A 23899-nucleotide genomic window follows, 5' to 3' on the forward strand; every position below is an offset into this window, starting at 1 on the left:
ATATTTAGCAATTTGTTTCAAATGATCTCTCCTGTGCCGGCTGTGATTTTCACTTTATAGCAAGGCAGGTCAATCTGATATTGTTCCTGATATGCTGCCTTCATTTTTTGTTCAAAAGCATCGACGGCCTCTTTTTTAACAAGATTAATGGTGCAGCCGCCAAAACCTCCGCCCATCATCCGCGACCCAAGCACGTTAGGATCAGATAATGTCTGGTCAACCAAAAAGTCGAGTTCGGGGCAGCTTACTTCGTATTCGTGCTGCAATCCCTGATGGGTTGCGTACATTTTTTTGCCAAAATCAATCAGATTTCCTTCCACAAGCAGATCGCAAGCATCCTGAACGCGCTGGATTTCTTCGGTTATAAACTTACAACGCCGGTAAACAATGTCGCCCAGTTCATCTTTATGTGTCTCAACCATTTCAGGCGTTGCATCCCTCAGGCTCTGCACTTCGGGATAATATTTTTGCAGTATGGCGATCCCCTTTTCGCATTCCAGGCGGCGTGTGTTGTATTCAGAGCTGGCAAGTGAATGTTTCACACTGGTATCGCAAAGCACGAGCAGGTAATCCTGCATGGGGAAAGGGAAATATTCGTATTCCAATGAGCGGCAATCGAGGCGGATCACGGATTCTTCTTTGCCAAATGCGGACGCGAACTGGTCCATAATGCCACATTGCACGCCAACATATTCATTTTCGGCCTTTTGCGACATTTTTACAATGCTGAACCGGTCCAGATTCAGGTCGTATAATTCGTTCAAGGCGAAAAGCAGGCAGCATTCCAGCGCCGCAGAAGAGGATAAGCCCGCGCCAACCGGAACGTCCCCGCCGAAGGTGGTTTGGAAACCTCCGATTTTTAGCCCCTTTTTATAAATCTGCTCAATAATGCCCAGCTGGTAATGTGCCCAGGATTGCGCTGGTTTTGAAAGATCTTCAACTGAAAATGAATAAGTTTCATCCAGATCCGCTGCGTGAAGGATCACTTGGTCGTCTTCCCTTGGTTCAATGACGAAATAAACGGCCTTATCCACGCTGGCCGGCAGTACGAAGCCATTGTTATAGTCGGTATGCTCACCGATCAGGTTGATTCTTCCCGGCGAACGAAACACCCTAACTTGCTCCGGCTTTGAGGACTGACCGAATTTTTGGAAATACTTTTCCTTTATTTTATTGACTATTTCTGAATCTTGCATTTAAAATACTAGTCTGATATTTAATTAATAACCCCTGCGCAGGTTCACTTCGTTGACAATATTTCCACCATTTTCGATTGCGAAGATGTTATTAAGGAACAAATCGACCTTGCCGATATGCTCGTTGCTATGCCCGCCGCCGGTGTGCTGCGTAAGAATAACATTTTCCATTTTCCACAACGGACTGTTTTCCGGTAATGGCTCAACTTCCGTCACATCCAGAACAGCTCCATCCAGATAACCAGATTGCAGCACGTCGATCAGCGCATCCTCGTCTGTGGTGCTGCCCCTGCCGACGCTTGCATAAACGCTGCGTTCTTTCATTTTGGAAAAGAAAGTCTGGTCAACAAAATGCTGGGCAGTTCCGGGAAGCGTGTTGATTACCAGATCCGCGAATGGCAGTTCTACAAATAATTCTTCCTGTGAATGCAGGTCAGCTTCCGGTGAAGTACGTGCCATTAAATGTGTTGTGCAGCCAAAGCCTTTGAGAATCGTATTCACCGACAATCCAATGGTCCCCGCACCCAGGATGATCACATTCTGCTTGTAAAGGATCTTCAACTCACCTCTCAGCTTCGAGCCGATCCATTCTGATTTTTGTTTTAGCAGGGTTAATGTGTCAATGCCACGATACAATGCCAAAACGCCGCCTACGATGGATTCAGCGCAGGGACGTGCAAACCAGTCACCCATGTTGGCTGTTTTGACGCTTTCTTTAATGTTTACAGAAGCATACTGGTCAAATCCGGCGGAATCCAGCTGCCAGAATTGCAGCTTATCCGTCGGTTCCGAAAACCAGCCGACAGGCGGATTGCCCAAGATATAATCTGCTGTACGAAATGCTGCCAGGTTTTCTTCCTCACTGGACGTTTCGGTCCTGAAATGAACTGTATGGTGTGGTTGCAGTGCTTCACTAAGGTTGTTTCTCAGTGACTCATCCAGCATGGAATAGCAGTATATGATCATTTGCTTTTTTGTTTTAAAGAAGTAAAGTAAAGACTTTTACCTGTGTTAAGGATGCTTTTGCTTTTTAATGTTAGCCAGAATTTTCTTTCCTCTCGCCCTGAATGCAGGCGTTTCGAATTCCATCGCCTCCTCAATAATTATGCCCAGTTCATTTTTGATCTCGGGATAAATTTTTGAAAAATTGTAAAGCACTGTAAGCGAAAAAGCCCTGATAGCAATTGCAATTTGCCTGTTTTGAATAAAATTAAAACAGGCGTCCATAACCTTCCCGTGCAGCTCAACGGGGATTTCTGTTTCCTGCATAATGCGTACGCTGTTGCGGATCACCGCGTCATGAACGCCCGGTCTTGTGAGCTGGTCCACGAGCGAGCCCATATGCGGTGCGATCAGGTCGGGGCGCTCGCTTACGGCAATGCTTACGCTTTGCGCGGCCCTTTGTGCCAGCCTGTAATCGTTGGCTACGAAGCAGTCCATCAGTTCCTGAAAATGTGTACTGTCCAGACAGGCATAAGCGGCTACTTCCGTTGCACGCCGTTTGGATTGTATGGGATCTGCCAGTAATGTGCTGCGGATGTTCATCAGCGTAGCCGTTTATCAAAACAAATGCTCCGCCGGGTCTGGCAGAGCATTTGTTAAATATTTATCTGAAACTATTTATTATCACCAACCATTTCTTCCGGTTTCACCCAGGCGTCGAACTCTTCGGGCGTCAGGTAACCTAGTCCCACAGCTGTTTCTTTCAGCGTTGAACCGTTTTTATGTGCCGTTTGCGCTATTTCGGCTGCTTTGTAGTAACCAATTTTTGTATTCAGTGCAGTAACCAGCATCAGCGAGTTGTTTACGTGTTTCTTAATGTTCTCATGCAAAGGTTCGATGCCCACCGCGCAGTTATCATTAAAGGAAACGCATACATCCCCGATCAGGCGCGCTGAATGCAGGAAGTTGTAAGCCATTAAAGGTTTGAAAACATTCAGCTCAAAATGACCGTTGGAACCGCCGATGCCTATGGCAACGTCATTGCCCATCACTTGTGCTGCCACCATTGTCATAGCTTCACATTGCGTAGGGTTCACCTTGCCCGGCATAATAGAGCTTCCAGGCTCATTATCAGGAATATGGATCTCGCCAATCCCGGAGCGCGGGCCGGATGATAACATACGAATGTCGTTACCAATTTTCATCAAACTTACAGCAACCGTTTTCAATGCGCCGTGTGCTTCAACGATCGCGTCGTGTGCTGCTAATGCTTCGAATTTGTTTTCAGCAGTGATAAATGGCAGGCCTGTTAATGATGCAATGTGACGGGCCACGTTTTCAGAATAACCTTCGGGCGTGTTAATGCCTGTCCCAACGGCCGTTCCGCCCAACGCAAGCTCGGAAAGATGCGCCAATGTGTTGTAAATCGCACGCAGGCCATGATCCAACTGTGAAGCATAACCCGAAAATTCCTGTCCTAATGTAAGCGGGGTCGCATCCATAAAGTGCGTACGACCGATTTTTACCACGTTTCTGAAAGCTTCGGATTTGGCTTTCAATGTGTCCCTGAGCTTGATGATGCCTGGGATGGTGACATCGATCAGGATCTTGTAGGCAGCGATGTGCATGGCCGTAGGATAAGTGTCGTTGGAAGACTGTGACTTGTTCACGTCATCATTCGGATGAAGGAATTTTGTTTTGTCAGCCAGCTGGCCCCCTTGCAATACATGACCTCTGTAAGCGATCACTTCATTGCAATTCATATTGGATTGCGTTCCTGAGCCTGTTTGCCACACCACAAGCGGAAACTGGTCGTCGAGCTTTTCCGTTAGGATTTCGTCACAAACCTGTCCGATCAGGTCGCTCTTTTCTTTTGGAAGAATGCCCGCCTCGTAATTGGTAATGGCTGCGGCTTTTTTCAAATATGCAAATGCCTTGATGATTTCCTTCGGCATTTTATTGATATCCTGAGCAATAGGAAAGTTCTGGATCGAACGTTGTGTTTGTGCGCCCCAGTATACATGAGCCGGCACCTGCACTTCACCCATGGTATCTTTTTCTATACGGTATTCCATTTTTTATTTAGTGAGAATGAACAATCACGTTTATTGCGGTAAAGTTAGGATTGGACTTTCAGTTTTTGGTGTTTTTCAAGGATAAATGTTTCTTAGGTGAAAAGAATCTGTTCAAGACTATTTTTAACTACATTTTATTTCAACAATGAAACCAAAACTGAACATTTACCCCGATTATAAAGCCATGAGCCTCGCCGTTGCGGAGCGTGTAATGGCATTACTGGCCAAAAAACCTTCTGCTGTTATCTGTTTGCCCTCCGGCAGCACGCCGCTGGGCATGTTTGAAATTCTGGTGTCCGCCAATCAAAAGAGCATGACAGATTTTTCCCGGTGTGTTTTCATCGGTCTGGATGAATGGGTAGGTTTTGGAGCGGAAGATGATGGCGGCTGCCGGAATTTACTTAATAAGGACTTTTTAAAACCAATTGGCTTACGGGCAGATCAGATCGTGTTTTTTGATGGAAAAGCCATTGATCCCGAAGAAGAATGCAAGCGGGTTAACAAGGTTCTGGAAAACCTGGGTGGATTGGATATGATCATTCTGGGCGTGGGAATGAACGGACATCTGGCCTTAAATGAACCGGGAACGCCGTGGGATAGCTATGCCCATGTTTCGGAGCTTGAAAACGTGACCAGAGAGGTTGGACAAAAATATTTTCAGCAACCGACCACGATCACCAAGGGAATTACGGTCGGCATCCGGCACATTATGGAGGCAAAAACCGCGATTCTGATAGCAGCAGGAAGTGAGAAAGCGCCTGTGATACAGCGTGCAATGGCATTCCCGGTAACGACGGCTTTTCCTGCAACTGTTTTACAAAACCATATGAACGCAGAATTTCTGCTGGATTCGGAAGCGGCAAAACTAATAGCAGATTAGGCGCCGTTAGCGTGACTCTTTTTTACCTTTGCCAAAATTAAAATATTTCTGTTTTGACATTAGAAGAAAGGATCATTGCCTCCGAAGCACGCGTTTTTAAAACGGTGTTTCCTAATAACACCAATCATTACGACACCCTTTTCGGAGGAACCGCATTGTCGATGATGGACGAAGTGGCATTCATTGCCGCCACCCGTTTTTCCAGATTGCGCTGTGTTACAGTCTCAACCGACCGCATTGACTTCACGCATGCTATTCCCGCAGGGACCATTATTGAGCTTATCGGGCGCGTGGAAACGGTCGGAAATACGAGTATGAAGGTGCGTGTGGACATTTTTGTGGAGAAAATGTATGAAGAAGGCCGTGAAAAAGCAGTAACGGGCATATTCACTTTCGTAGCGCTCGACGAGCAGCATAAACCAACTAAAATTATTACGTAGTGATCCAAAAGTAATTTCTGTTCGTATATAGGCAGGTCGGGATGGTTGGAGGGTAATTTTTCCTTTTTCGGCTAAGGTTTTGTGCCGATATACTATCAGAATGGCTTGGCGTTCGTTCCTCTTTTCGTTAATATTCTTTGTAATCCTTTTCGTCGCTACTGAAATAATCCTCAGAATTGCGCTGGTATGCTATGGTTATCCATTTTGGAAGCCAGGCGATTACTTGTACACAGGGTTTTATCCGACACTCAAAGAGATGATTGGGAAGGACATCAGGAGTGATGACGAAGTTCAGGACATTCTCATCCTTGGTGGTTCGGTGATCAGCACACCGTGGTCTAATATGGAAGTGCGGCTTGATACAATCCTTCAAAAGAAATACGGCAAATCGAAAAAGTTTGCCTTCTACAATACAGCCGCAGCCGGCCACACTTCGCTCGATAACCTTATTAAATACAAACTTCTGGCAGATAAGCGGTTTGATCTGGTCATTTACTACGAGGCGATTAACGAGAACCGCGCAAATTGCATCCCCGACAAAGATTTTCGTGCCGATTATGCGCACATTAAATGGTATAGCGACATTTATCTGCTTCAAGCCCACCCGGAAATTAATTTTACAGTTATTCCTTATGTATGTGCGCTGGTCATCAGGGGTGTGCGGGATAAAGTTACCCGTAAGGCATATGTGAGCCAGGATATGGTAGATCCTGGTTTTGCAAAATTCGGCAGCAACATTAAAACTGCCTTGCCGTACCGGGAAAACCTCACCAACATGATTAACATATCGAACAGGCGCGGGGATGCGTTGCTATTGATGAAATATGCGTCCTATTTCCCGGAAGGAGTGAAGCTGACCGGCGAGCAAAAAGATATGGATCATTTTGCAGGTTGCCATTATGCGTCGCCCGTAACAATCTGGGGGCAGGCGGATAATGTGAAAAAAGGCATCCAGTCGCATAATCAGATATTGACAGATCTGGCTAAAAGGAAGCAAACACATTTTTTTGATATGGCAGCGAATATGCCTCAGGATGGACGTTTTTTTTGTGACGTATGCCATGTCAGCGAGCTGGGAGCACAAAATTTTGCCTCCAAACTGGCCGGGCATCTGATCGATTCCCGGTTACTGGAACATTCGGATTAGGCGGCGGCGAAAAGGTTGCCGTTGGATTATTCTTATTTGTCAAAAAATCTATAATACCTAACTTGTGTCAACTTTTGCTAGCTTTGTCGTCAATTTAAGCATATAGTGCATTCGTTCAGGAAAACACGCTATTGCCATCTGGTTTAAATATCTCCGGAAGCGTTTGTAGTGGAAAATTTTAAATAGGTAAATGAAAATTTTAGGTATTTCAGCTTTTTATCATGATTCGGCGGCAGCCCTAATTGATAACGGAGAAATTGTTGCAGCAGCGCAGGAAGAGCGCTTCACCCGAAAAAAACATGATCCGGGATTTCCTTCTGAGGCAGTGAAGTTTTGCCTGGAATATGGCGGGTTAACCCTGAATGAACTGGATGCCATCGTTTTTTACGATAAACCACTTCTGAAATTCGAACGACTTCTCGAAACCTATTACGCATTTGCGCCGAAAGGAGTGAGGTCATTTTTAACTGCAATGCCGGTTTGGATTAAAGAGAAGATGTTTTTAAAGCGTCTGATCAATGAAGAGCTGGTGAAATTGGGTTATGATAAAAAGAAAAAAGTAAAACTGCTTTTTCCGGAACATCACCTTTCTCACGCGGCCAGCGCTTACTATCCGTCACCGTATGAAAAATCTGCCATTCTTACCATTGATGGCGTGGGTGAATGGGCAACAGCTTCCATTTGCTTGGGAGAAGGAAAAGATATCAGCATTTTAAAGGAACTGAGATTTCCACATTCATTGGGGCTTCTGTATTCCGCATTTACGTATTTCCTTGGCTTCCGGGTCAATTCCGGTGAGTATAAATTAATGGGTCTGGCTCCTTATGGCAACCCAACTTCCCCTGATATCAAAAAGTACGAAGATATCATTCTCAAAGACCTCATTGAACTGAAAGAAGACGGCTCCGTTTGGCTGAATCAAGATTATTTTGATTATGCTACGGGCTTGAAAATGGTGAATGAGGACAAATGGGAAGCGCTTTTTGGCTTCAAAACCAGAAGGCCGGAAGACGCACTTGAACCGGTCCATTGCAACCTGGGACTTGCTATTCAGAACATTACCGAAGAAGCGGTTATCAGGATGGCAAAGGAAGCTAAACGCCTTACTGGTGCGGATTACCTGTGTATGGCGGGTGGTGTCGCATTGAACTGCGTTTCGAACGGTAAGTTGCAGAAAGCCAATATTTTCAAAGATATTTTTATCCAACCAGCTGCCGGTGACGCCGGTGGTGCATTGGGAGCGGCGCAGGCTGCTTATCATATTTTCTTCGGTCAGGAGAGAAATATTACCTGGAAAGCGGATGCAATGAGAGGTTCCTATCTCGGACCAACATTCTCAGACCTGGACGTAGCGTTGACGGCCAAAAAATACAAAGCCGTTTACACGCATTACGAAAATTTCAAAGACCTGGCCGGCGATGCAGCTAAATTGCTTTCCGAAGGGAACGTTGTAGGCTGGATTCAGGGCAGGATGGAGTTTGGGCCGCGCGCTTTGGGCGGAAGAAGTATCCTGGGCGATCCCCGGAATGCCGAGATGCAGAAAAAACTGAACCTGAAAATTAAATACCGCGAATCGTTCAGGCCATTTGCGCCTTCGGTTTTGGCAGAGGATTGTGCCGAGTATTTCGATTATGATGGCATTTCTCCATATATGCTTCTCGTTCACCCGGTTGCAGAAGGAAGACGCAAGCCGGTTCCTGCGAATTATGGTGCTATGGACCTTCGGGAAAAGCTTTATTTTGAGCGTTCAGACCTTCCTTCCATTACGCACATTGATTATTCGGCACGGATCCAGACTGTCCATAAGGAAACCAATCCGCGCTACTATGAGCTGATCGATTCATTCAAAGCGCTTACAGGTTACGCGGTTATCGTGAACACAAGTTTTAATGTTCGCGGCGAACCTATTGTGTGTACACCTAATGATGCATATCGCTGTTTCATGCGGACAGAAATGGATTACCTCGTAGTCGGCAATTTCATTTTTGATAAAAAGCAACAGCCTGAATGGCTTGAAAAAGATAACTGGAAAGAAGAATTTGTTCTTGATTAATTTCCTTGAATATCAATAACATACACAAATGGCTTCTAAAATAGTTACCAGCGTTATCCGCATCTTATTTCTTGGCTTATTATTCATTTTCTTATTCTATCCTGATAAGTTTCAGATAAAATTTGATTATCCCGGATTTCCGCAAGCGGACAGCTGGTATGTTCGCCTGGCAAAGTTTGCATTCTGGTTTTTGCTCATTATTGAGATCCTCAGGATTTTCTATTACGGCGTTGTAAAAAGCAAGGCAAAAGGACTTTTGGCAAATATTGTCACCATCACCGTCCCGCTGCTTGTAACGCTTATCTTCCTCGAGATCATTTTCATGTACATTCCGCAAAGCCATGAAGGTGTGCTTTCCAAAGCTTCGCAGATATGGTGGGAAAAGTATTGGAAACCAATCAATTCACTGGGTTACCACGATAAGGAGATCACGAAAGAGCCAGGCAAAAAGCAGATCCTCGTTATTGGGGATTCGTTTGCGGCGGGTCACGGTCTGAAAGATGTGAACGAGCGTTTTTCCAATCAACTGGAAGCTTCGTTAGGTGCAGACAAACATTCTGTTTATAACTTAGGAATGTCTGGCGCCGACACGCGTGACGAAGCCAAAAGGCTTGAAGAGTTTCCAGTAAAGCCTGACGTAATTGTTCTGGAATATTTTCCCAATGACATTGAGAAAGTAGGCCGTGAAAAAGGGCTTTCCCTTTCAGGCGCAGAACCTTATGCCGATTTGAAAGGCCCTATGGCGACATTGGTAAAGCGTTTTTATCTGCCCAACTTCATCTATTGGCAATTGCCTCACACCGGTTTCAGTACATTCGAAAAATTTGTTCAAACCGCCTACACCGATACAACAGTGCTCAACGCACACCTGAGAGATCTTTCCAAGATGATCGATTACCGGGACAGCACAGGTGCTAAAATGTATGCAGTTTTCATACCGTTCCTTTTTCAGGTTGATAAAAGTGCTGGTTATACCAAGCCAGTGGAAGATTATCTGCGCTCAAAAGGCGTTACTGTTGTAGGCATTAATGATGGCGTTTTGAAGATTCCGGAAAAGGAACGTGTCGTAGGTAAGAACGACGGGCACGGCAGCGCAACATTAAACAAACTTATCGCAGACAGGCTTACAGACGCGATGAAGAAGCCTTAACAATAATATAACTGGAAAATAGTATTATAAAATATTGAAATATTTATCTTTGAAATAAAAACAACGAAAGAAATGGATTTTTTGACAGACTTGTTTGCCTTTATGAAGGAGCGTAAGAAATGGTGGTTGGCTCCTGTGATTGTCGTTTTACTGCTTATCGGTGTCCTGATTGTTATCGGTGGAGGTTCGGCGGTTGCTCCTTTCATCTACACCCTATTCTAGTATATCCGATCAGTTAGACTTTTAAAAATTGATGCAGTGGTTTTCAAAGCCACTGCATTTAAATTATCCCAAATATCAAATGAGTGAATCAGATAAGGCCAAAGCGCAATTGGTCATCGTTACAGGCTTAGTCGTTTTCTACTTTATTTTCGGCTCTAAGTATCCGTATCTTCTTATGGCAGCGGCGGCTGTTGGTGTATTAAGTATCGCAATCCCCGCAGCAGGAGACCTGATCGTAAAAGGATGGTACAAGATCGCGGAGATTTTGGGTGCGATCAATGGCCGGATATTGTTATCCCTGGTTTTTTTCGTGATCCTTTTCCCGGTTGCAGCTATCGCCAAATTAGGCAAGAAAAACCCGCTAGCATTGAAACGCGAAGCGAAAGACTCTGTTTTCGTTGAGAGAAATCACAAATATTCCGCAAAGGATCTTGAACAGGTTTGGTAACCTGATAACATTACGCTGACAAAGGCCCGGGCTTAACCTCGGGCTTTTTTTTGCGGCACGCCCGATCGTAAAGTAATTGCAGCATGCCGTCTTTCAGGCCGACGTCAGGCACGTGAATGACATTAGCACCCGCCCATTTCATTGCAGATGTGTAAATGTCGCCCGCAGGAACAATTACATCCGCACGGTCCGGGTTAAGTTGTAGTTTATTAATTCGCTCTTCCAGTGTGAAAGAGGCAATGTAGTCACGCATTCTTTCGATCTCGTCCAGGCTGGTGGAGCTTTCGGAAAGCTTTGATGAAAGATCGAATAATTTGTTAATGTTACCACCCGTTCCAACGGCCTCGATGGGCAGGGAATAGTCAACATACTGATTGATCCATTCCTTGATTTTAAGCCAGGAACTTTTAGATTCTTTCCCTTCCAGAAGTCTTACTGAGCCCAATTTGAACGATTTGGCAGCAATTTTTTGCCTGTCCTTATAAACATTCAGCTCCGTACTGCCGCCGCCCACGTCAATGTGGATATACTGGCCGTCGCTCAGCGATTTAACCACAACATTATTAACCAGCTCTGCTTCTTTCTGGCCGTCGATGATCTGAATGTGGATGCCGGTGCGCTGCTGAATGTGTTCGCGGACCTCATAACCGTTGTCTGCTTCGCGCATAGCCGAAGTTGAGCAAGCCATGTAATCGTCCACTTCATGCAGTTCCATCAAAAGTTGATAAGCAAGCATAAGCTTCATCATCCGGTCTTCGCTGTTAGGACTTATCCGGCCTTCTGTAAAAACATCATGGCCAAGTCTTAGCGGAAAACGGACATATTCAACCTTCTTAAAACGGGAAATTCCCTCGTCATGCAACACCGAAGAGATTTGCATGCGGGCACCGTTGGATCCAATATCTATTGCAGCGAATTTCAAAAGTCAGGTATAATAGGGGAGTAAATAAAAGCCAAAAATAGGACTTTCAGGAACAAGAATCTATTTATTATTCCTGAAAGTTGAAGCGGCTTATTTACATTTTTCCTCCTATCTGATACATCAGCTTGACTTTCACGCCCGGCCCGGCGGACTGGCTCAAAGGATTGAGCTGGTTAAAGTAAGTGTACAAATATCCCTCAGCCTGCACAACGATCGGATACCAGGCTTTCTCAACGCCCATCGTTAGATTCACAGAATTAATCAATGGTACATCCGACTTGGCTTCGAAATGCTGGTTCAGGTACGCAAGGTTTGGCGACTTGGCGTCGAATGTAATCTTCTCTTTTGCAGAAACGGTAATGTTGGTGCCTGCGCCCGCATAATAGGCCCAGTTGTCTTTCATGTTGTTCCGGAAGGCAACGGTTAAGGGGATTTGTACAACCGTAGGATCAACCTTAATGTTATAGACGTGCAATGCTGCCGGCACTTCGCCGGGAAGGCTTTCGCGGAAATCGCGGCGGCTTTTTTCCCGGAATAATTTCTCATTGAAAAACTCCATCGGCTTCACTTTCAGCCAGCTTATCCCGGCAGAAATCGAGAATTTTCTTCCGACCAGAACTTCTCCGGAAACGCTTTTCGCCTTACCGACGCGGTCTGTTTGAAAACCTATACCGAATCTGTAAGGCACTTTCAGGTCGAGTTTTGGGATGACCGTTTCGGCTTGCGCCAACTGTTCGGTGCCTTTCACTGCATTAGCGACAGGCAGTGTGTTCGCATTACGGGCAAGAAGCGCCTGTTTGTACTGGCGCGAAGAAATGCGGTTAACCAGGTTATACTTCATTTTATAAGCCTGCGAGCTACCTTTATTGAATGCTATTGCGCGTTGCATATCCAACGGTGCTTCGAATGGAACCGTCAGCTGATCAGTTACGGATCCGTTTCCTCCATTCGCATGGTTGGTAACCAGTTCACTGTCTGCAATAACTGCGTTGTCGGCAACCGATGCATTTTCAGCAATTAATGATTGACGCTTTGCAAAAACCGCATTTGGTTTGACTAAAATTTTACGCTCTGCAAGTCGCTGCTGCACGTCTTCAGGCTCGGCGGCAAACCTGGCATCGACCTGGCTTTGCTGAGTCAGATTTTCTTTCGAAACCGCGACCAACTCACCAGAATCACCTGCCTTTTGCATTAAATACACCGTGTCTGTCTTTTCAGAAGGTATATTTTTGATCGCCTCGATCTGGTGTTGCAGGTTTTTGACGTCTGCCGTCAGATTGTAGTTTTGCGTGCGCTGGCTCACATACATAAAAGCCATCACCGTCGAAACCGAAGCTGCGGCGGCGTAACCGATCCAGGAACTGTGCTGCTGCCAAAAAGTGGGAGGGTTGTGGGCTTGCATGTAATTTTGCATTTTAGCCCAATCCTTCTCTTGAAAGTCTGGTTCTATACTTTCTAATTTCCGGCGTATAGTATCTTCAAATCTATTAGTTTTCATTTCCTCTTAATGACTTTACGGCCCAATCGCTTGGATAGAGATTTGGGTAATATTGTTTAATCAAATGCTGCAAACGCGCTCTTGCACGCACATAATGCGAGCGTACAGTGGCTTCATTTATTTGTAGTAAATCTGCAATTTCGCGGTGGTTGTAGCCGTCGACCACATAAAGTAAAAACACATTCTTGTAAACCGGCTTAATTTTCTGGATCAGTTCCAGGATCTCATCTGCGGTGATTTGCCCGATGATATCTTCATCAAATTTCGGATATGGAGCGTCTTCCAGCGAAACCATATCTTCATTATGCTTCTTATGCTTGCGGTAATAGCTGATCGCCGTGTTCACCATGATCGTTCTCAGCCAGGCCTTAAACGGGTGATTGGAATCATATTTACCCAAATTATTGAAAACCTTCAAAAAGCCTTCGTTCAAAACTTCCTCAGCCTCTTCGGTTGTCGATGTATAACGCAGGCAAATACTTTTCGAATAGCCAAAAAACTGTTTATAGAGATGTCTCTGCGCCTGGTTGTTACCAGCAATGCACGCAGCAACGACGGTCTCAAAGTCGTTTTCGTTAAAAGATATTTTTCGTCCGAAGAGCAAAGTTAGAGGATCAGATTGTCAGGGATTGAGTGCTTAATTAGGATTACGGATATTGCCGTAATTCTGTTGCAAAAGTTGAGCATTTAAATTTGTGACGATTCTTAAAAAATGTTAAAGCCCTTTTCCTGGCGAAAAAAGTGGCAAATTTTGCAACAGCTGCTTTGTGAGGAACGTAAATAGTTAGAGAATGTCCTTACATTCAAAAGACATTAAAAAATTTGTTAGGGGTGAGTTGGAATACGGCCTGGAATTTCTGGTGCCGTATTTATTTTTTCTGGATGTGCATTTCCAAAGCGGAGGAATTCTTGATTTCGCCCATGACAAACAGGCTGTGCGTGCTCCCGATATTTTCAAGCGAACCCAGTTTCTGCATTAAAAACTGCTGATACTGCGACATATCATCCACCACGACTTTAAGCAAAAAATCGTAATCACCTGAAATGTTGAAGCATTCCATCACTTCGGGCATGGCCACAACAGCTTTCACGAATTTTTCCCCCATCGATTTGGAATGTTCTTTTAAAGCAATGTTGCAGAAAGCCATCAACTTCTTGCCTACCTTTTCGCGATCTACAAGTGCAACATACTTCTTAATAATCCCTTCCTTTTCCAGTCTCCTAACACGTTCATAAACAGGCGTATAGGATAGATTCAACTTTTCCGACAATTCCCTTGTTTTCAAGGTCGCATCCTGTTGCAGATAATGCAGGATTTTAGCATCTGTTTCGTCGGGATTATACATAGATAGAATATCTTTAATTACTTTTTGAACTGATCGAATATAGATAAATAATTTGTCGATTGGAATGGACGTAGACTATTAGTCTGAACTTTTTGATTTTTTTGAACAAAACATCTATTAGGTTAAATTTGCTTTCCAGTTGACATTGGAATCCTTCCGCTTAAAATTATTCAGCTAATAGAAATACAACACAATGGTAGCAACGCAAAACGCAGACATCCGTGAAATCCTGAAAAGCCGTATCCTTGTACTGGACGGTGCGATGGGAACGATGATCCAGCGGTATAAGCTGGAAGATCACGATTACAGGGGCGAGCGTTTCAAGGACTGGCCGCGTGATGTAAAAGGGAATAATGACCTGCTTTCACTAACACGCCCTGACATTATCAAAGCCATTCATGCTGCATATTTCGAGGCAGGGGCAGACATTGCCGAAACCAATACATTCTCAGGAACCACCATTGCCATGGCCGATTACGGCATGGAGGAATTGGTTTATGAACTGAATTTTGAGTCTGCGCGCCTTGCGAGGGAAGTTGCGGATGAGTTCACAGAAAAAGATCCGGACAAGCCGCGTTTCGTTGCGGGGTCTATCGGGCCTACGAACCGGACCGCGTCACTTTCGCCGGACGTTAATAACCCCGGTTACCGGGCGATCAGCTTTGATCAGCTGGTGGAAGCTTATTATGAGCAAATTAAAGGTCTTACGGACGGCGGCTGCGATCTGCTGCTCGTTGAAACCATTTTTGATACATTAAATGCGAAGGCTGCACTTTTTGCCATCGATCAATTTTTCGTTGATGCCAAAAATGGTAAAATAGAGCGCCTCGATTCATGGAGAAATAAACCCGGCGAAGCATTGCCGATCATGATATCGGGAACAATTACCGACGCTTCCGGAAGAACATTATCAGGGCAGACGACAGAAGCATTTCTGACATCTGTATCTCACTTACCATTGCTTTCAGTAGGCTTGAACTGCGCATTAGGGGCCGATCTGATGCGTCCATATGTGCAAATTCTGGCGAAAGAGGCCCCATTTTTTACTTCTGCTCACCCGAATGCAGGTTTGCCGAATGAAATGGGTGAGTATGACGAGTCTCCCGAGCAGATGGGCGAAGTGGTTGATGGATTTTTGAGAGATAATCTGGTCAACATTATCGGTGGCTGCTGCGGAACGACGCCGGACCACATCCGCGTGATTGCGGACCTGTCTGTAAAATATAGCCCAAGAACATTGCCGCCGAGCGAAACAGTGATGAAATTATCTGGTTTAGAGCCGGTTAAGATCAATAAGCTGAGCAATTTTGTGAACATTGGGGAGCGTTGCAATGTAACCGGTTCAAAAAAATTCGCCAGGCTCGTGCGTGAAGGCAAATACGACGAAGCACTTGCCATCGCCCGCGAACAGGTCGAAAGCGGTGCGCAGGTGATCGATGTTAACCTCGACGAAGGGATGATCGACGGCGTGGAGGCAATGAAAACCTTTGTTAACCTCATTGTTTCTGAGCCTGATATTTCCAAAGTGCCCTTAATGATCGACTCTTCGAAATGGGAAGTGATTGAATCGGGATTGAAATGTGTGCAGGGCAAGTCGATCGTTAACTCGATCTCTTTGAAAGAAGGCGAGGAGAAATTCAAGGAATCCGCAAGAACGGTGCTTCGCTACGGCGCGGCGGCTGTTGTAATGGCATTTGACGAGCAAGGCCAGGCTGATAACCTCGAACGACGCATTGAAATTTGTTCGAGAGCTTACCGCATTTTGACAGAAGAAGTTGGTTTCCCAGCTGAGGACATCATCTTTGATCCGAACATTCTGACGGTTGCAACCGGAATGGAAGAGCATAATAACTACGCGGTTGACTTTATCAATGCCGTTCGTTGGATCAAGGAAAATCTTCCGCATGCGAAAGTTTCGGGTGGTGTTTCCAATGTTTCTTTCAGTTTCAGGGGAAATGAACCGGTGCGTGAAGCCATTCACACGGCATTTCTATACCACGCAATCCGCGCCGGAATGGATATGGGAATTGTAAATGCTGCGCAAATTGGCATTTATGATGAGATCCCGAAAGATGTGCTTGAACTGGTTGAAGACGTGCTGCTTAACCGTCGCGCCGACTCAACCGAACGCCTTGTTGCTTATGCAGAGACAGTAAAAGACAAAGGAAAAACACAAAGTGGTCCTGATCTTTCATGGAGAGAATTGCCGGTTAAAGAGCGCATTTCGCATTCTTTGGTAAAAGGGATTTCGGATTATATTGATGAGGATACGGAGGAATGCAGACACTTGTTTGCCAGACCATTAGAAGTGATAGAAGGGCCGTTAATGGACGGAATGAGCATTGTGGGTGATCTTTTTGGCGAAGGAAAAATGTTCCTGCCGCAGGTTGTGAAATCAGCTCGTGTAATGAAAAAAGCGGTTGCTTATCTGCAACCTTACATTGAGGCGGAAAAAAGTGAGGGCAATAATTCAGCCGGAAAAATATTGCTCGCCACAGTAAAAGGCGACGTTCACGACATTGGCAAAAACATTGTGGGCGTGGTGCTGGGCTGTAACAATTACGAAATTATCGATCTGGGCGTAATGGTGCCTACGGATAAGATCCTCGCCGCCGCCATTGAGCATAATGTGGACATTATTGGTCTTTCGGGATTAATCACGCCTTCGCTCGACGAAATGGTTGGTGTGGCCAAAGAAATGGAGCGCAGAAACTTTAAAATGCCGCTTTTAATCGGAGGTGCAACAACTTCGCGTATACACACGGCAGTTAAAATAGACCCCAATTATTCCGGTGCTGTCATTCATGTTCTCGATGCTTCCAGATCTGTTCCGGTCGCTGGTAAACTGATCCAAAGTGATCAGAGTCAGGCTGATGTATTATCAGACATTAAGGCTGAATACGCCAAGCTGAGAGTCGACCATGCCAAACGCGGCGGGGAAAAAGCGCATGTTCCCATTGCAAAAGCAAGAGAAAATAAAGCAAAAATCGACTGGGCCAGCTTCCAGGCGACCAAGCCGCAATTTTTGGGAACAAGGGTTTATGATGACTATGATTTGAATGACATTGCTAAATACATTGACTGGACACCATTCTTCCAGACCTGGCAGTTACACGGCAAGTTTCCCAAGATTTTTGAAGACAAAGTTGTTGGAGCGGAAGCAGTTAAATTATACGAGGATGCTGCGGTGCTGCTAGGCGAAATCATCCGGGATAAAACGCTTAAAGCCAAAGCCGTGATTGGTTTCTGGCCGGCCAATTCAATTCAGGATGACATTGTTTTGCATCATTTTGAAGAGCAAACCCGCGAAGTGTCTTGCGAAAGGCATGGCTCGCACCAACATATCGAATATCTGATCAGTCAACCGGCAACGGAGAATCTCAATGCAGGGGAGCTTGTTGCTGATACGGCGGCGGTTTTACATCATTTGCGTCAGCAGTCTCAAAAAGCGTCTAATCTGGCCAATTATTGCTTATCAGATTTTATTGCACCTCTTGAAACGGGAAAAACCGATTATATAGGCGGATTTGCAGTGACTGCGGGCATCGGCATCGAAGCGCTTTTGGATAAATATGAAAAGGACCATGATGATTACAACAGCATTATGGTGAAGGCACTGGCGGATCGCTTGGTGGAAGCATTGGCGGAATTAATGCATGAACGCGTTCGGAAGGAGATTTGGGGTTATGCCAAAAATGAAACATTTAGCAACGAAGACCTCATTAAGGAAAGCTACATGGGCATTCGTCCTGCACCCGGGTATCCAGCCTGCCCGGACCACACAGAAAAGCGGATGCTATTCGATCTTTTAGACGCAGAACAGCTCGGCATTACATTGACGGAAAGCTATGCCATGTATCCCGCAAGCAGCGTGAGCGGCTGGTATTTTTCGCATCCGGACAGCCGCTATTTCCCTGTTGGCAAGATATTTAAAGACCAGGTTGAGGATTATGCAAGGAGAAAAGATATGCCTCTGGAAGAAATTGAAAAGTGGCTTTCTCCTGTTTTGGGATACTAAAAAGTTTAATGTTTAAGGTTCGATTGGGAGAGTGGGGGTAACCTGCTCTCCCATTTTATTTGTCCGCTGTATACTTTTTTTGAACAAATGACGTAATTAAGGAGCATGAAGTGCTGGAAACAGGTATTAATACGCTATTTTCTTAGTTTTCTACAGTGAATATTTGTCTTATAATTCGAGTTAGAATTAAAGTCTGTTAGCCATGAATCGTAATATCGCCGTTTTCATCTTACTCATCCTTATTGCCTCCTCATTTAAATACAGAACCAAAACACGCGGGCAAGTTTCAACAGTAAGCCCCGCCCAGGTTCAATCAGTTAAAAATATAGGTCAGGATTCCGGCGCATTCGATAAAGCCGTGCTGAAATTGCAGGAAGGCAACCAGGAGCTTGCTAAGGGTCGGGCTTCCATCTACAAATCGCTTTGGTCGCACTCGGAAGATGTAAGCAATTTTTGTGCAATGGATGGACAGGAATACAAAGGTTGGGAATCGGTCGAAAAAAGTCTGGATTCCTTTGCTCAGAAAATGGCTGGTAATAGCAACTTCAAATTAGAAAAAATCGCGAGTCAAGCTGGCCCTGAGCAGGGATATGTTCTTCAAAAAGAGCATTACACACTCCAAGATGGCATTAAAGTTGACCTGAATGTTACGATTGTCTTCCGCCGGGAAAATAATGAGTGGAAAATCGTACATCGTCAATCCGATAAACTGGCCATGCCGGCTGAGGCCATTATCGCTGCCAAATAATCTCCGGTATAATCCTGTATATTTTACACATTTCGCATCTTCCAATTAATTTGTTGTTATTTTGCACCTTTTGGCAAAGGGCGACTTAACAATTTATGGAAAGATTTACGGGACTGCTGGGTATCATATTGATCCTGGGCATTGCATTCGCAATGTCGAATAACAGAAAGGCGATTAATTACCGGACAGTAGGCGTGGGGTTGGGACTTCAATTTGGCTTGGCTGTATTTATTCTTCGTACCGAAACCGGCCAGCGGATCTTTCAATGGCTGGGTGATAAAGTTCAAAAATTACTCTCATTTTCCGACAGGGGCGCCGATTTTGTATTCGGAACGCTCGTTCGCCCCGATTTAATGCAACGTGCATTTGGTCCTGGAAATGATTTCGTGTTCTTCTTTAAAGTAATTCCTACTATCATCTTTGTTGCCGTTCTGGTGAATATGCTCTACCATTTGGGCATTATGCAACGCGTGGTCTCTGTCATTGCGCGCGGCGTCTACTGGCTTATGGGTGTAAGTGGTGCAGAAGCTCTTTCCAATGTTGCCAGCACATTTGTAGGTCAGGTGGAGGCGCAGATTATGATTAAGCCTTATTTGAAAAACATGACCAACTCCGAGTTAATGGCTTCTATGACAGGAAGTTTCGCGTGTATAGCGGGCGGTGTAATGGCTGTTTATATTTCATTGGGCGTTCCGGCTCCTTATCTTATCGCTGCCAGTTTAATGGCTGCTCCGGGTGCACTGGTTATCTCAAAAATCGTTTTTCCTGAAACTGAAACTTCAAACACAAAAGGCGTCGTAAAGCTGGAAATCCAGAAAACGCATGCAAACTTGCTGGATGCCATTGCAGCGGGAGCAGGCGAGGGCCTGAAAGTTGGTTTTAATGTCATAGCCATGCTGATCGGCTTTATCGCATTGGTTGCCTTGCTCGATTATTTGCTGGGCTTGATTGGCGGTTTGTTTGCTTTTCCACAGTTGAGTTTCAACTTTGTGCTTGGTAAAGTTTTCTCCGTTTTTGCGTGGGCCATGGGCGTTCCCGGGAAGGATATCGAGGCTGCTGGCTCGTTAATGGGGACAAAGATGGTTATCAACGAGTTTGTGGCCTATCTTGATCTCGTGAAAATGAAGGAGACGCTGGATCATAAAACCATCGTGATCACCAGTTTTGCATTGTGCGGTTTTGCAAATTTCAGCTCCATTGCCATTCAGGTAGGAGGGATCGGAGAACTCGCACCGTCACGCCGGGCCGACCTGGCAAGGCTGGGATTTAAAGCACTCATTTGTGGAACATTGGCTTCCTACATGTCGGCAACGCTTGCCGGTTTGCTGTTATAAGCCCGGTCAGATTGCTGCTTTGGCATGGATATTTTTGTTTGCTGATTCGAAGTTAATATTGAATTAGTAAAACATCGTATGAAAAACGTAAAGCTGTATTTCTCCATCCTCAAAGAAAGTTTCGGTGAGTTCATGAATGATAACGGGCTGAAACTGAGTGCAGCTCTTTCCTACTACACGATATTTTCCCTGGCTCCCATGTTGCTGGTCATCATTTCCGTGTTCAGCATTTTTTTCGGGCGGGATGCCATTCAAGGTGAGTTGTTTGACCAGATCAGAGGATTGGTAGGCGCGAGTGCAGCTCAGCAATTGCAGGAAATCCTTAAAAACGCAGAGCTTTCCAACAAGTCCGGTGTGGCTGCGGCGATAGGGATCGGAACATTGCTGGTCGGTGCAACGGGGGTTTTTGCTGAAATGCAGGATTCGATCAACTACATCTGGGCTATCAAATCCAAACCCAAAAAAGGCTGGCTTCAATATCTTAAAAACCGCCTCGTATCCTTTTCACTGATCCTTACGCTCGGCTTTCTGCTTGTTGTGTCCCTGGGTGCAAGTGCGTTGGTGGATGTGCTGAGTAATCAGTTGGAAAGATACTTTTCAGAAGGTTCTGTCATACTTTTCTACATTGTAAACCTGGCGCTGGTTCTGACCATTATTACTGCGCTGTTCACAGTGATTTTCAAAGTGTTACCGGATGGCGAGCTGAGATGGAAGGAGTGTATGGTAGGAGCAACTTTTACGGCTATTCTGTTCCTGATAGGTAAATTTGTGATCAGTTTTTATCTGGGCCAGTCTGACCTTGGTGCAGCATACGGTACTTCCGCTTCTATCGTAATCCTGCTGACCTGGATTTACTATTCTTCTATTATTCTTTATTTTGGGGCAGAATTTACGAAGGTTTATGCCAAGCAGGACGGCGTTGGAATTGCTCCCAATAAACACGCCGTGCTGATTGTCAGAAAAGAAATTGATGAAGAAACCGGTGAGCTGATCGTCGATTAACAGAAACGCTTAGCGAATTACAAGTTCGAAAGGCATTCTGGTTTGTGTTCCGCCCATGTTCAAAAGCTTTTTATACATTTTGACATATGGAGCAAGTTCACCAAGTGCCTTTGTCGATGCTTTTTCTTCCTCATCGCCCATCATTTTGGTTACCAGTTCGTCAAACGGCTTTTTCTTTTCAGGATAATAACGCACACGATAATCGCCTTCACCCAATTTTGCCGCTTTTGCAGCAATTTTGATGGCATCATCCACACCGCCCAAAACATCCACTAGGCCGTTTTCCTTGGCTTCAACACCAGACCAAACGCGTCCTTGTGCCAAGCTTTTCAGTTTTTCAACAGACATTTTTCTGCCAGCCGCTGCTTTTTTTATGAATGTCTCGTAACCTTCGTTGACACTCTTTTGGATCATTGATTTTTCGAATTCCGTCATGTCGCGGGTTGCAGTAGGCCAGTCAGCATGCGGACTGGTGCCCACGCCGTCAAATGTTACCCCAAGCTTGTTATTCATGAAATCCGAAACATTGAAAATCAAGCCGAATATCCCGATTGAACCCGTTATGGTGTTCGGCTGTGCCACAATTTTGTCGCAACCCATAGCCATATAATATCCGCCGGAAGCTGCCACATCAGACATGGAAGCAATAACAGGCTTCTTTTTGGCTGTAATTTGTATTTCGCGCCACATGACATCAGAGGCCAGCGCGCTTCCGCCAGGGGAATTAATCCGAATCACGACCGCTTTGATTTTGTCGTTTTCACGAATCTCTTTCAGTTCTTTTACAAATTTGTCAGAGCCGATATTATCGTCGCCGCCATCGCCGGAAGTAATTTCTCCCTCCGCTACAAGCACGCCAATGCGTTTGTTAAAATCCCCCTCATCAACCTTGCTGCCGCCTTTCAGATATTTATCTACACCCACATAAGTGATCTTTTTCTTGTCCTCTATTTTCAAATCCCTTTTCAAATAGGACTCCAATTCATCCTGGTAACCCAGATCTGTCACAAATTTGTATTTTAATGCAGCTTTCGGATTGTCAACAGCAAGGGAATCGGCAAGTCCTTTTAGTTCAGCAACCGGAATTTTACGGGAGGCAGATATATTTTTAAGAAAATTGCCATTAATGGCTGTAATTAATTCGATGGACTGCTTTTTACTCGAATCGCTCATATCCTGACGCGAGAACATCTCGATCGCGCTTTTGAACTCACCTACCCGGAACACCAATGGCTTGATGTCCAGCTTGTCAAAAGTGCCCTTAAAGAAGCTGTATTCGGCAGAAAGTCCATTCCATTCCATGCCGCCAGCAGGATTCAGGTAAATTTTATCGGCTAATGAAGCAATGTAATAGCCTTTTTCGGAGTAAGATTCGCCGTAAGTAACGATGAATTTTTTCGATTTTTTAAATTCCAAAAGCTGGTTCCGGATCTCCTCCAATGTTGCCCATCCGGCTTCCGGTCCTTCTGTTTTCAGGTAAATGCCTTTGATGTTATCGTCTTTCTGAGCGCTTTTTAAGGCTTCGATGATGTCTTTCAGTCCGACCGCATTTTCGTTGCCACCAAACGGCCCGCCGATTTCAGCAAAAGGGTTTTCGACGCCTACTTCCTGTATCGGTTTGTTAAGGTCTAATTTAAGGATAGATTTTTCTGCTATAACGACCTCGTCATCTGACGAAAGCATGGAACCGATACCCACAAGGATGAAAAAGGAAGCGAAAAGAAAAATGATTATGCCGACAAAAGTGGCCAGGACATATTTAAAGAATTGTAACATGATATACTTGCTAGTGGGTTTTATTTCATAGGTATGTAAGAAACAAAAATACAGATTAATTGTCGCGGATTGTAGAATAATTAATGTCGAAAGGTTATATGAGCTCGCTAAGTGGCAAAAAATTCACGCCGATTTTCATGTCCCTGCAAAGTGGTTTAAATGCAGGATATCTGTAATTTTGAAAAAAAAGAAAAATGAAAAAGACGCTAATTCTCGTTCGCCACGCCACCGCTGAGGACCATAGTTTTTTGATCAAGGATTTTGACAGAAAACTTAATGACAAGGGACTGGGCGAGTCGGCGAAGATGGGGGAATGGCTTGCCACGGCCAATATTGGTGCTGATATTTTTGTTTCAAGTCCGGCTCCCAGAGCTTATCAAACTGCCGAAATTATCGCGGAAAAGTTGGGCTTGAATGCGGATCAGCTGATCTCTGACAGAGACCTTTACGATGGCGGGCCGAAAGCTTATTTAAACGCATTGAATTCTGTTTCGGAAAGCTTTTCAAAGCTGATGCTATTTGGCCATAATCCCGATATCAGCCATTTTGCGGAATATATGTCGGGAACAGATTTAGGTTCGATGAAGAAAGGAAGCGTTGCCATCATTGAATTTGAAGGACTCAAATGGGAAGAGCTTTCGGCAAAAACCGGGCAGCTGACTTTATACAAAACACCAAAACAAGTGAGCGAAACTGAGTAAA

General features: G+C 44.9%; 21 protein-coding genes. 12 read left to right on the forward strand and 9 right to left on the reverse strand.

Annotation, left to right across the window (positions count from 1 at the left end; genetic code table 11):
* Positions 1-17: 17 nt before the first annotated feature.
* From NFI80_RS23350 to fumC, 4 genes are all read right to left on the reverse strand, one after another.
* Positions 18-1196, reverse strand: coding sequence for a galactokinase (locus NFI80_RS23350; protein WP_235163995.1), 1179 nt, complete (start codon positions 1194-1196; stop codon positions 18-20).
* 24 nt (positions 1197-1220) lie between these two features.
* Complete coding sequence (locus NFI80_RS23355) at positions 1221-2162, reverse strand: D-2-hydroxyacid dehydrogenase (RefSeq protein WP_235163996.1); 942 nt, start codon at positions 2160-2162, stop codon at positions 1221-1223.
* Between the two features lie 45 nt (positions 2163-2207).
* The gene (locus NFI80_RS23360; RefSeq protein ID WP_235163997.1) at positions 2208-2741 is read right to left on the reverse strand and encodes a HEAT-like fold family protein; all 534 of its coding nucleotides are present in this window, start codon (positions 2739-2741) and stop codon (positions 2208-2210) included.
* 71 nt (positions 2742-2812) lie between these two features.
* Positions 2813-4213 carry a class II fumarate hydratase gene (fumC, locus tag NFI80_RS23365; protein WP_233797220.1) on the reverse strand — a complete coding sequence of 467 codons (1401 nt, stop codon included), beginning with the start codon at positions 4211-4213 and terminating at the stop codon, positions 2813-2815.
* A gap of 145 nt (positions 4214-4358) precedes the next feature.
* Between fumC and NFI80_RS23370 the strand changes: the two genes are divergently transcribed.
* From NFI80_RS23370 to NFI80_RS23400, 7 genes are all read left to right on the forward strand, one after another.
* On the forward strand, positions 4359-5093 hold the full coding sequence (locus NFI80_RS23370) for a 6-phosphogluconolactonase (protein WP_235163998.1): 735 nt from the start codon (positions 4359-4361) through the stop codon (positions 5091-5093).
* 53 nt (positions 5094-5146) lie between these two features.
* Positions 5147-5533, forward strand: coding sequence for an acyl-CoA thioesterase (locus tag NFI80_RS23375; RefSeq protein ID WP_233797218.1), 387 nt, complete (start codon positions 5147-5149; stop codon positions 5531-5533).
* A gap of 100 nt (positions 5534-5633) precedes the next feature.
* Entirely contained in the window at positions 5634-6680 is a 1047-nt protein-coding gene (locus NFI80_RS23380) for a hypothetical protein (RefSeq protein WP_235163999.1), read from the forward strand.
* Positions 6681-6870: 190 nt separating this feature from the next.
* Positions 6871-8733 (forward strand): carbamoyltransferase family protein, encoded by a 1863-nt coding sequence (locus NFI80_RS23385; RefSeq protein ID WP_235164000.1) that lies wholly within the window; start codon positions 6871-6873, stop codon positions 8731-8733.
* A 28-nt stretch (positions 8734-8761) separates the two neighbouring features.
* The gene (locus tag NFI80_RS23390; RefSeq protein WP_235164001.1) at positions 8762-9883 is read left to right on the forward strand and encodes an SGNH/GDSL hydrolase family protein; all 1122 of its coding nucleotides are present in this window, start codon (positions 8762-8764) and stop codon (positions 9881-9883) included.
* A 72-nt stretch (positions 9884-9955) separates the two neighbouring features.
* On the forward strand, positions 9956-10105 hold the full coding sequence (locus NFI80_RS23395) for a DUF5989 family protein (protein ID WP_169719989.1): 150 nt from the start codon (positions 9956-9958) through the stop codon (positions 10103-10105).
* 79 nt (positions 10106-10184) lie between these two features.
* Positions 10185-10553 (forward strand): SxtJ family membrane protein, encoded by a 369-nt coding sequence (locus tag NFI80_RS23400; protein WP_026628357.1) that lies wholly within the window; start codon positions 10185-10187, stop codon positions 10551-10553.
* Positions 10554-10563: 10 nt separating this feature from the next.
* On the opposite strand, the gene NFI80_RS23405 is transcribed toward NFI80_RS23400, so the two are convergent.
* The 4 genes from NFI80_RS23405 to NFI80_RS23420 form a co-directional block, all read right to left on the reverse strand.
* Positions 10564-11475, reverse strand: coding sequence for a Ppx/GppA phosphatase family protein (locus tag NFI80_RS23405; protein WP_026628356.1), 912 nt, complete (start codon positions 11473-11475; stop codon positions 10564-10566).
* Between the two features lie 94 nt (positions 11476-11569).
* Positions 11570-12877, reverse strand: a complete 1308-nt coding sequence (locus NFI80_RS23410; RefSeq protein WP_235164002.1) for a hypothetical protein — start codon at positions 12875-12877, stop codon at positions 11570-11572.
* Between the two features lie 85 nt (positions 12878-12962).
* Positions 12963-13577, reverse strand: coding sequence for an RNA polymerase sigma factor (locus NFI80_RS23415; RefSeq protein ID WP_026628354.1), 615 nt, complete (start codon positions 13575-13577; stop codon positions 12963-12965).
* A 265-nt stretch (positions 13578-13842) separates the two neighbouring features.
* Positions 13843-14319 carry an Lrp/AsnC family transcriptional regulator gene (locus tag NFI80_RS23420; protein WP_233797213.1) on the reverse strand — a complete coding sequence of 159 codons (477 nt, stop codon included), beginning with the start codon at positions 14317-14319 and terminating at the stop codon, positions 13843-13845.
* 193 nt (positions 14320-14512) lie between these two features.
* Here NFI80_RS23420 and metH point away from each other — a divergent pair, with 193 nt between their 5' ends.
* From metH to NFI80_RS23440, 4 genes are all read left to right on the forward strand, one after another.
* Positions 14513-18337 carry a methionine synthase gene (metH, locus tag NFI80_RS23425; protein ID WP_235164003.1) on the forward strand — a complete coding sequence of 1275 codons (3825 nt, stop codon included), beginning with the start codon at positions 14513-14515 and terminating at the stop codon, positions 18335-18337.
* Between the two features lie 202 nt (positions 18338-18539).
* Positions 18540-19085, forward strand: a complete 546-nt coding sequence (locus tag NFI80_RS23430; RefSeq protein ID WP_235164004.1) for a nuclear transport factor 2 family protein — start codon at positions 18540-18542, stop codon at positions 19083-19085.
* A gap of 95 nt (positions 19086-19180) precedes the next feature.
* On the forward strand, positions 19181-20419 hold the full coding sequence (locus tag NFI80_RS23435) for a NupC/NupG family nucleoside CNT transporter (protein WP_233797210.1): 1239 nt from the start codon (positions 19181-19183) through the stop codon (positions 20417-20419).
* Between the two features lie 78 nt (positions 20420-20497).
* Complete coding sequence (locus tag NFI80_RS23440) at positions 20498-21421, forward strand: YihY/virulence factor BrkB family protein (protein ID WP_235159299.1); 924 nt, start codon at positions 20498-20500, stop codon at positions 21419-21421.
* A 9-nt stretch (positions 21422-21430) separates the two neighbouring features.
* On the opposite strand, the gene sppA is transcribed toward NFI80_RS23440, so the two are convergent.
* Positions 21431-23197, reverse strand: coding sequence for a signal peptide peptidase SppA (gene sppA, locus NFI80_RS23445; protein WP_235164005.1), 1767 nt, complete (start codon positions 23195-23197; stop codon positions 21431-21433).
* A 194-nt stretch (positions 23198-23391) separates the two neighbouring features.
* Here sppA and NFI80_RS23450 point away from each other — a divergent pair, with 194 nt between their 5' ends.
* A complete protein-coding gene (locus NFI80_RS23450; RefSeq protein ID WP_235164006.1) occupies positions 23392-23898 on the forward strand; it encodes a SixA phosphatase family protein in 507 nt (168 codons plus the stop codon).
* Position 23899 lies beyond the last annotated feature (1 nt).

Origin of the sequence: Dyadobacter chenhuakuii (assembly GCF_023821985.2) — a bacterium.
Lineage (GTDB): Bacteria > Bacteroidota > Bacteroidia > Cytophagales > Spirosomataceae > Dyadobacter > Dyadobacter chenhuakuii.

Excerpts from the sequence above, each read along its gene's own strand:
- NFI80_RS23400 (WP_026628357.1), top strand. The coding sequence starts at position 10,185 with ATGAGTGAATCAGATAAGGCCAAAGCGCAATTGGTCATCGTTACAGGC.
- NFI80_RS23430 (WP_235164004.1), top strand. The coding sequence starts at position 18,540 with ATGAATCGTAATATCGCCGTTTTCATCTTACTCATCCTTATTGCCTCC.
- NFI80_RS23420 (WP_233797213.1), bottom strand. The coding sequence starts at position 14,319 with ATGTATAATCCCGACGAAACAGATGCTAAAATCCTGCATTATCTGCAA.
- NFI80_RS23370 (WP_235163998.1), top strand. The coding sequence starts at position 4,359 with ATGAAACCAAAACTGAACATTTACCCCGATTATAAAGCCATGAGCCTC.
- NFI80_RS23395 (WP_169719989.1), top strand. The coding sequence starts at position 9,956 with ATGGATTTTTTGACAGACTTGTTTGCCTTTATGAAGGAGCGTAAGAAA.
- NFI80_RS23350 (WP_235163995.1), bottom strand. The coding sequence starts at position 1,196 with ATGCAAGATTCAGAAATAGTCAATAAAATAAAGGAAAAGTATTTCCAA.
- NFI80_RS23355 (WP_235163996.1), bottom strand. The coding sequence starts at position 2,162 with ATGATCATATACTGCTATTCCATGCTGGATGAGTCACTGAGAAACAAC.
- sppA (WP_235164005.1), bottom strand. The coding sequence starts at position 23,197 with ATGTTACAATTCTTTAAATATGTCCTGGCCACTTTTGTCGGCATAATC.
- NFI80_RS23360 (WP_235163997.1), bottom strand. The coding sequence starts at position 2,741 with ATGAACATCCGCAGCACATTACTGGCAGATCCCATACAATCCAAACGG.
- NFI80_RS23385 (WP_235164000.1), top strand. The coding sequence starts at position 6,871 with ATGAAAATTTTAGGTATTTCAGCTTTTTATCATGATTCGGCGGCAGCC.
- NFI80_RS23390 (WP_235164001.1), top strand. The coding sequence starts at position 8,762 with ATGGCTTCTAAAATAGTTACCAGCGTTATCCGCATCTTATTTCTTGGC.
- NFI80_RS23450 (WP_235164006.1), top strand. The coding sequence starts at position 23,392 with ATGAAAAAGACGCTAATTCTCGTTCGCCACGCCACCGCTGAGGACCAT.
- NFI80_RS23440 (WP_235159299.1), top strand. The coding sequence starts at position 20,498 with ATGAAAAACGTAAAGCTGTATTTCTCCATCCTCAAAGAAAGTTTCGGT.
- NFI80_RS23410 (WP_235164002.1), bottom strand. The coding sequence starts at position 12,877 with ATGCAAGCCCACAACCCTCCCACTTTTTGGCAGCAGCACAGTTCCTGG.
- NFI80_RS23380 (WP_235163999.1), top strand. The coding sequence starts at position 5,634 with ATGGCTTGGCGTTCGTTCCTCTTTTCGTTAATATTCTTTGTAATCCTT.
- NFI80_RS23435 (WP_233797210.1), top strand. The coding sequence starts at position 19,181 with ATGGAAAGATTTACGGGACTGCTGGGTATCATATTGATCCTGGGCATT.
- fumC (WP_233797220.1), bottom strand. The coding sequence starts at position 4,213 with ATGGAATACCGTATAGAAAAAGATACCATGGGTGAAGTGCAGGTGCCG.
- metH (WP_235164003.1), top strand. The coding sequence starts at position 14,513 with ATGGTAGCAACGCAAAACGCAGACATCCGTGAAATCCTGAAAAGCCGT.